Origin of the sequence: Mycobacterium sp. (assembly GCF_050701675.1) — a bacterium.
Lineage (GTDB): Bacteria > Actinomycetota > Actinomycetes > Mycobacteriales > Mycobacteriaceae > Mycobacterium.
This window is the reverse complement of record NZ_JBOGDD010000405.1, coordinates 1-7,987: the sequence shown is the minus strand read 5'-3', so window position 1 is coordinate 7,987 and position 7,987 is coordinate 1. Positions and strand designations below refer to the sequence as shown.

At 66.0% G+C, this 7,987-nt stretch carries 9 protein-coding genes and 1 pseudogene; 7 read left to right on the top strand and 3 right to left on the bottom strand.

Annotated features, from left to right (window positions below):
* Positions 1-385 (top strand): annotated as a pseudogene (locus ACRDUX_RS12310) (fatty-acid--CoA ligase); the annotation flags it as partial.
* The gene (locus ACRDUX_RS12305; protein WP_526414255.1) at positions 385-594 is read left to right on the top strand and encodes a (2Fe-2S)-binding protein; all 210 of its coding nucleotides are present in this window, start codon (positions 385-387) and stop codon (positions 592-594) included. The pseudogene ACRDUX_RS12310 and the gene ACRDUX_RS12305, both read left to right, overlap by 1 nt.
* Here ACRDUX_RS12305 and ACRDUX_RS12300 read toward each other — a convergent pair.
* Positions 527-1,303 (bottom strand): HAD family hydrolase, encoded by a 777-nt coding sequence (locus tag ACRDUX_RS12300; RefSeq protein WP_526414257.1) that lies wholly within the window; start codon positions 1,301-1,303, stop codon positions 527-529. The two genes, ACRDUX_RS12305 and ACRDUX_RS12300, sit on opposite strands and share 68 nt — an antisense overlap.
* A 277-nt stretch (positions 1,304-1,580) precedes the next feature.
* On the opposite strand from ACRDUX_RS12300, the gene ACRDUX_RS12295 reads away from it, so the two are divergent.
* Entirely contained in the window at positions 1,581-1,970 is a 390-nt protein-coding gene (locus ACRDUX_RS12295) for an STAS domain-containing protein (RefSeq protein WP_526414253.1), read from the top strand.
* Between the two features lie 43 nt (positions 1,971-2,013).
* Entirely contained in the window at positions 2,014-2,457 is a 444-nt protein-coding gene (locus ACRDUX_RS12290) for an ATP-binding protein (RefSeq protein WP_526414251.1), read from the top strand.
* A gap of 26 nt (positions 2,458-2,483) precedes the next feature.
* Here the strand turns inward: ACRDUX_RS12290 and ACRDUX_RS12285 are convergent, their stop codons facing one another.
* The gene (locus ACRDUX_RS12285; protein ID WP_526414249.1) at positions 2,484-3,560 is read right to left on the bottom strand and encodes an NAD(P)H-dependent amine dehydrogenase family protein; all 1,077 of its coding nucleotides are present in this window, start codon (positions 3,558-3,560) and stop codon (positions 2,484-2,486) included.
* A 114-nt stretch (positions 3,561-3,674) separates the two neighbouring features.
* Here ACRDUX_RS12285 and ACRDUX_RS12280 point away from each other — a divergent pair, with 114 nt between their 5' ends.
* Complete coding sequence (locus ACRDUX_RS12280) at positions 3,675-4,418, top strand: glucose 1-dehydrogenase (protein ID WP_526414247.1); 744 nt, start codon at positions 3,675-3,677, stop codon at positions 4,416-4,418.
* Positions 4,419-4,429: 11 nt separating this feature from the next.
* On the opposite strand, the gene ACRDUX_RS12275 is transcribed toward ACRDUX_RS12280, so the two are convergent.
* Positions 4,430-5,272, bottom strand: coding sequence for an alpha/beta fold hydrolase (locus ACRDUX_RS12275; RefSeq protein ID WP_526414245.1), 843 nt, complete (start codon positions 5,270-5,272; stop codon positions 4,430-4,432).
* Positions 5,273-5,333: 61 nt separating this feature from the next.
* Here ACRDUX_RS12275 and ACRDUX_RS12270 point away from each other — a divergent pair, with 61 nt between their 5' ends.
* Positions 5,334-5,957, top strand: coding sequence for a TetR/AcrR family transcriptional regulator (locus ACRDUX_RS12270; RefSeq protein ID WP_526414243.1), 624 nt, complete (start codon positions 5,334-5,336; stop codon positions 5,955-5,957).
* 110 nt (positions 5,958-6,067) lie between these two features.
* On the top strand, positions 6,068-7,987 hold a 1,920-nt coding region (locus ACRDUX_RS12265), incomplete at its 3' end, for a glycosyl hydrolase 2 galactose-binding domain-containing protein (protein ID WP_526414241.1).

Sequence of the window (7,987 nt, the reverse complement as noted above, 5' to 3'; positions counted from 1 at the left end):
GTTCGCCGGCGAAGAGCTCGAGCGACTGGTGCTCACCACCGAGACAGAGCCCTCGGCCCCCGAGGTCATGGTCTCGGTGGTCACCCCGGTCGAGGATCTCGCGACGTTGCGCGCGCACGTGCAGGGCACGATCGACGATCTTCGCGTGGCTGGAATCCGAAAACTGTTGATGTTCAGTGCCTTCGACAATCCGCTCGAAATCATGATGCTCCTGCAGATCGACGACGAGGAGCACGCCCAGCACTGGCTCGAGTACTCCGAACTGGCTGCCGAATGGCTTGAGAAGGCAGGCATCGGCGCCTATCCACCGGTTTTCGTCGGCAGGTTCCGGCGCATGATTCGCATCGACGAGACTCAGAATTCTGGCGTGTCGGACCAGAACTGATGTACGTCTGCCTGTGCGTTGGCGTGACCAATCAGACGGTCGCCGACGTCGTCGACGCGGGTGCGTCGACGTCCAGGGAGGTCGCCGACGCCTGTGGCGCGGGCACCGAGTGTGGCCGCTGCAGGCGCACCGTTCGGGCCATCATCGACGCCCGCCGAGGCGCCGGAGCATCGCTGCGGGCCCCCGGCCACGGGTCGCCGCCGGATTGACCAGCAGCACCGGCCAGCCTCGTCGCGCGGCCTCTGCCGCCAGACCCGCGCGCGGGTTCACCGGCCGTGGACGGCCGACGCGCCGCATGAGGGCCGCGTCCTCGTCACCGTCGGCGTAGAAGTAACTGCGGGAGAGGTCGAGGCCGTTGGCGACGGCGAACCGCGCGGCCGCGTCGGCCTTGCGGGCGCCCCAGACGATCGGCTCGACGATTCCTCCGGTCAAGCGGCCGGCACCGTCGACCTCGAAGTGATTGCAGATGACGTCCTCGATGCCGAGGAAGCGCGCCACGGGCTCGGCGTGGATGGTTAGGGCAGACGAACTCAGCACCACGACGTGGCCACGATCGCGATGGGCGCGAACCACGTCGTGCATCTCGGTGAAAACCCGCTTCTCGATGTGCCTGCGGAAGAGGTATTCACCGAGGTCGTCGAGCTCTTCGAGGGAATTGCCCCGCAGATAGCCCGCGGCCTTGACGACGAGCCGCTCGAATTCCATGCGACCCAACCGGTAGCGCACCGACGCCTCGACGACGCCGAGCACTTCGCCGATCCTGGCCTCCCTGGTCCGGATCCGGTGTCCCGCGTGCGCGGTGGCCGTGAATCCGGACACCAGGGTGCCGTCGAGGTCGAAGAACGCCCCGACGGGCGCCCCTGCCGGGCCCGAACCGATCTCCGCGAGTTGGCGCACCAACGGTGCATCCGGGTACATTTTGCTCCTGGCTGGATGGGTGATGAGGCGAGTGTTGGGATGGTTGTCCATCACCAGGCTCCATTGCAGCACCTCTTCCGCCGATCGTCTCCTGCGCGTCCTTACCGCCGGATGACGTCACGGCTTCGCCAGCCACGGCTGATGGGCACGATGATCCGCGCATCGGATAGGTTCTACCTCGGCGGTTTCACATCGCGCGAGGTTCAGCCGGAGCCTCGAGCAACTGAGATCACGGTGACACGCGTCTCCGGACGCGGCTAGACACGGAAGATGGGCCTTGAACGAACAACGGGAACCGGCCGACGGCACAGCCGCGGCATCCGGATCGACGTGCGTCCTCAGCGAACGATGGGTCGGACGCGTCGTCGTCATCGCCGTGTCGGGCGTCGTGGACATGATCACGGCACCCCAGCTCGAGGAAGCCATCAAGGCGTCGCTCGGCAAGACGCCTGAGGGCATCGTCGTGGACCTGACCGAGGTCGAGTTCCTGGCGTCGGCAGGCATGGGCATCCTCGTCGCGGCGCATGACGAGGCGCCAGAGGGCATCGGCATCCACATCGCGGCCGAGGGCGCGGCCACCAGCCGACCCCTCAAGCTGGTCGGTATCGCCGACATCGTGCCCCTGCACGCGACCCTCGAGGAAGCGCTCGCGGCCTTTTCCAGCTAGGCATGCTTAGTCCGGCGCCCGACCGGGTACTTACATGCCTGTCATGATCGATGCAGAGCCCAAGGTCCACGCCACAGGTGCCGAGCGCTTCGAGCGCATCGGTGTCACGGCCGATCCCCGTACCGCGGCACACACCCGTGATGAGTTCGCCAGCTGGTTGCGAGGCGCCTTCGACCTCGACCCGAACCGGGCAAGCGATCTGGTGCTCGCGATCTACGAGGCCTTGGCCAACACCGCCGAATTCGCGTACCTTTCACCAGGCCTGACGGGCACCATGGACGTCCGCGCAGCGTATGACCCCGGGGAATTCGCCTTGCTCGTCACCGTTGCGGACAGGGGGCGGTGGCGCACTGCCGCACCCACGGGCGACCGTAGCCGGGGCCGCGGAATCGCCCTGATGAAGGCATTGGCGGATCGCGCGTCGATCCAGACGTCCACCGGCGGCACGACGGTCCGATTGGCCTGGACGGGGGTCCAGCCGCTGTGACGGCTGAGCGCCGAGCCCGAATCCGCCTAGTCGACCGAGACGACGCCCTTCCCCGTGACCAGCGGTAGGTCCAGTGTGGTCCGGATGCCGGGGGCAGCAGCCACGACGTCCGGGATCGAGTTCACGATCCGGGCTGCCGCGGCAAGGATCGCCGCATAGGGAGCGCCGCCATTGCGGCTGGTGGGCACGATGTCGACGAAGTACGAGGGTTCGCCGGTGATCTCGACCCGGTACGAGCCGCCGGGATGGGCGGGCTGCGCCCAGTCCGGGCGCAGGTCGGCGCGCAGGCGTGTGACGTGCTCGACCACTATCACCGGCTGTCCCTTGACGATGCCCTCGATCTGGAAGCGAAGCGCCGCAACGGTTCCCTTCGCGATGCGTCCGGCGGCGACCTCGAGATCCTCCGGCGCCGGTTCCTGTTCGACCGAATCTCTGATCTCGTCGACCTCCACGCCCAAGCCCGCGGCGAGCTGTCGGATCGCCGTGCCCCATGCGATGCTCAGCACCCCCGGGAGGAACAGCATGGGAAATTCGCCGATCGGGTTGCCGAAGCCCATCACGTCGAACATCACCGTCACACCGTCGTAGGTCGAGTAGTCGGCGATCTCCATGGTGCGCACCTGCTGGATGCTCTGACAGGTCCCTGCCAGCGCGAACGGGAGCAGATCGGTGGCGAACCCCGGGTCGACGCCGGTGATGAAGACGCTTGAACTCCCTTGTCGCGCAGCCTCTTCGACTCGTTCGATGTGTTTGTCGGGAATGACCTGCCACGGGTACTGCAACACCCCCGGCGCCGAGCCCACCACGTCGATGCCCGCTTCGAGGAACTTCCGGACGTCGGCCATCGCCTCCTTGAGGCGAACGTCACCCATCGCGCAGTAGACGACGCATTCGGGCCCGGTGGCGACGATCGCGTCCAGGTCGTTGACGGCCGTCACCCCGGTCGTGACCTCCAGGCCCGCCAACTCGCCCGCATCCTTGCCGACCTTGGCCTCCGACGAGACCCACACCCCGGTCAGGTCGAAGCGCTCGTCGTTGATCAGTTGTTTCAGGGCAAGGCTGCCGCAGTTGCCGGTGCCGACGAGCGCGACGCGAATCGCCATACTGTTTCTCTCCTCGTGGTCTACCCATGCTTGGCTGCCCTGCAGTATGCGGGCAGACCCGCAGAATTGAAACAGGTTCTAGTTCGAGAATTGGATGCGGTAGCCTGACCGGTCATGGGACGCGTTGACGAAAAAGTTGCACTGATCAGCGGCGGGGCGCGGGGCATGGGCGCTGCGCACGCACGGATGCTGGTCGCCGAGGGCGCAAAAGTGATCATCGGCGACATCCTCGACGACGAGGGCAAGGCCCTGGCCGACGAGCTCGGTGAGGCAGCGCGCTACGTCCATCTCGACGTCACCGAAGCCGACCAATGGGACGCGGCCGTCGCACTGGCGGTGGCGGACTTCGGCAAGCTCAACGTCCTGGTCAACAACGCGGGCATCGTCGCACTGGGCAAGATCGGCAGCTTCGACATGGCCAAGTGGCAGAAGGTCATCGACGTCAACCTGACGGGCACCTTCCTCGGCATGCAGGCCTCCGTCGAGGCGATGAAGACGGCGGGTGGCGGCTCGATCATCAACGTGTCGTCGATCGAAGGCCTGCGCGGCGCCCCGATGGTGCATCCGTACGTGGCCACGAAGTGGGCGGTGCGCGGTTTGGCCAAGTCGGCGGCGCTCGAACTCGGCAAGCACAAGATCCGGGTCAATTCGCTGCATCCCGGCTTCATCCGCACACCGATGACCAAGCACTTTCCCGACGACATGGTCACCGCGCCGCTGGGCCGCCCCGGTGAGGTGGACGAGGTGGCGACGTTCGTGGTGTTCCTGGCCAGTGACGAGTCGTCGTTCGCGACGGGCAGCGAGTTCGTCGTGGACGGCGGCCTGGTGACCGACGTGCCGCACAAGGATCTCTTCTAGGGCGACCCGTTCTAGGTTGGTGCCCCGACTGTCGCGATGGCGTCGACGACGGCCGCGGGGGCATCCAGCGCGACGAACGTGTGCGCGCCGGGCACCTCGACCATCGCCCCGTGGGGGAACAGGGCCGCAAGCCTGCGCGCGAGCGAAGGGGTGAAGCAGCGGTCGGCCATTCCCCACACCAGGGTGACAGGCTTGCCGAAGCGGGGGAGCCGCGTCGCGACGTCGGTGAGATCCATTGCGCCGACGGCACGCAACAGCGTCACCAGGTTGGCGGCGATCCGTGGGTCCGTAGCGATGGGTTCGACCCACGATGCGGTCAACGCGTCATCGCCGGGGCGCAGCAGCAATCCGTAGCTCAACGGCGAACGGCGCAGAGCGGCGATCTTCATCAACGCCGACATCAGCCTGATCGTCTTCGGCCCGCGAATCATCGCGAAGACGACGGTGAAGGGAAACGGCGGAAACTTGTCGAAGGCATCGCAGTTGGTCAGCACGAGTCGCCCGACGTCGTCGGGGTGGGCGTCGACGACCAGCTGGCACAGGCCGCCGCCGGTGTCATTGCCCACCAGCGTGACGTCGCGCAGATCCAGGGCGGCGATGAACTCGTGCACCATCTCGGCCACCGAGTGTGGCGTGAGTGCCACCGACCCGTCGACCGGGATCGTGTGCGAGCCCAATGGCCAGTCGGGCAGGATGCAGCGGAAACCCTTGTGGGCCAATGCCTCTGCTACCTTCAACCAGAGGCGGTGATCGACGAGGATGCCGTGGACGAACAACACCGGGGGATGGGGGGAATCGTCGGGCCCCAATGTGTGGTATTCGATCGTCGCTCGTTCCAACCTGACCTGCGGCATGTCGGCTACCCTTCTGATCATCAGTTACGAACACTCGGTATGAAAGTTACGTACAGTCTGTATGAAAGTCAACAGTGATCCACCACCCTTCCGCCGCACCCAGGCGGAGCGGACCGCGGCGATGCGCGCCCGGCTTCTTGACGCGGGCAGACGTTTGTTTGCCTCGCATGGCTATGCGGCAGTCGCGACCCAGAACATCGTCGACGCCGCAGGGGTGACCCGCGGCGCGCTCTACCACCAGTTCGGCGACAAGAGCGGGCTGTTCGCCGCGGTCTACGAAGAGGTCGAGCGTGACGTCGTCGCCAGCATCACCACCAGGATCGTGGCCGCCGCGCCCCCCGACCAGTTGAGCGCGATGCGCATCGGCGCCCGGTTGTTCCTCGAGGAGTGCTCGGTTCCCGACGTGCAACGGATCGTGTTGATCGACGCACCCGCCGTGCTCGGTTGGGACCGCTGGCGTGAGATCGGCATGCAGTACGGACTCGGCGTGATCGAGGCGATGCTGACGGCCGCGATGGCCGAAGGGGTCATCCCCGAACAGCCGGCGCGCCCCGCGGCGCACGTCCTCCTCGGGGCACTCGACGAGGCGGCGCTGTTCGTGTCCCGCGCCGACGACGCCGACGAGGCGCTCGAGCAGATGTTTGCCCTCTGCGACAGACTGATCGGCGGCATCGCAGGCTCGTGATGCGGCAGGCTCCCCGCCATGCAGAATGTCCTCAACGTCCCATGCGTCGTCCCCGCGCCCTGCCGTGACACGCCCCCAGATCCGGAAGGAGTAGCGCCATCGCGCCCGAGATGCGCCGCTCCGCCGTCCTGGGCATCGTGGTACTGCTCGTCCTGCTGTTGTTGAGCGCCGGGGACGTCCCCAGGTTCGCCAGGCCGGAACCGCCCGCCAGCGACGTTCAGCTGTTCGACGGCTGGCAGCTGGCGTCGGCCCGCGACGTCCCGGTGGACGGCTCCGTCATCTCATCCGACGGATATCGAGGGCCGGGGTGGCACGACATCCGCAGCATGCCCGCCACCGTGCTGAAGGCACTCGAGGACGACGGGACGTACCCGAACCTCTACTACGGCAAGAACCTCCTCGAAGAAGTACCGCAGGATCTCTGGAAGCAGGACTGGTGGTATCGCACCACGTTCGACGCGCAGCCAGGTCACTCCACCTACCGGCTGAACTTTCCTGGGATCAACTACCGCGCCGAGATCTGGCTCAACGGCCACCTCGTCGCCGACGCCAAGCAGACGGTCGGGATGTACGTCGATCACGACCTCGACGTGACCAGGTGGATTCGACCCGGTCAGCCCAACGCGCTGGCAGTCAAGGTCACCCCCGAACAGTCGTTGCAGGACATCGACGGGGTCGAGTTGGCCGACAGCTGGTTCGATTGGATCAACTGGAACTACCTGGGCTATCAGGGCCCCGACAAGAACCCAGGCAACGGCAACTCCTTCGTCGCCGACCGCAACGCGGGGATCTGGAAACCGGTGACGCTACGGATGTCGGGTGCAGTTGCGATCGGCGCCGCGACCGTGAACACCGAATTGCCGCTGCCGAACACCGATTCCGCGCGACTGTCCATCTTCACCAACCTGCAGAACTTCTCCACCCACCGCATCAAGGGGGTGCTGCACGCCACCATCAGCAGGCCGGGAAAGCCGGACGTCCAGGTCGAGAAGGTCGTCAGCCTCGCCGCAGGCGAACAGAGCGAAGTCGGCTTCAGCCCAAGCGATTTCAGTCAGCTGGTGCTCGATCATCCAGACCTGTGGTGGCCCTACACCATGGGCGATCCCAACATGTACGACCTGCGCCTGGAGTTCCGCCAGTTCGGCAGCCCGATCGATCAGACCCACCAGCGCTTCGGCGTGCGGACCATCTCCCAGTCCCGCGACGACGACGAACGCTTCCCCGAACTGGGCACCGGTGGCAGCTTCTACCTGAAGGTCAACGGCCGCGACTTCCTGGTCCGCGGCGCGGCGTACACACCGGATCTGTTGTTCTCCTACGACCCGGATCGTGACGACGCCATCCTCTCCTACGTCCGCGACCTCGGCCTGAACATGCTGCGGTTCGAGTCGAAGATCCCGGACGAGCGCTTCGTGGAGGCCGCCGACGAACTGGGAATCCCGTTGATGATCGGCTGGATGTGTTGCAACCAGTGGGAGAAGTGGCCCCAGTGGGACGACGAAGACAAATCCGTCGCCAAGGAGAGCATGCGGTCGCAGATCTCCATGCTGCGGTCGCACCCGTCGGCGTTCATCTGGGCCAACGCCAGCGACGGCAGGCCACCACAGGCCGTGATGGACGAATACCACGGCATCCTGGCCGACCTGCACTGGCAGAACGCGGTCGTCGACACGGTGTCGTCGTACGCCATGGACGCCAATGGGCAGCGATTGTGGGACGGCATTCAGATGGCGGGCCCCTACACCTGGCGCCCGCCGTCGTACTGGTTCAGCGGCGAGTACCGAGCAGCCAGAGGCGCCTCGGCCGAACAGGGCGACAACGAACACATCCCACCGTTCGCGAGCCTGCAGGAGTTCATCCCGCCGGACAAGCTGTGGCCGATCAACGACTACTGGTACTTCCATGCGGGTTCCAACCCAGGCAATGCCGCGCTGTCAAGCACCCAGCTGGCCATCAACCGCCGTTACGGTCCGTCCAGCAGCGCGTACGAATTCGCCCGCAAAGCCCAACTGGCACACTACGAATCCACC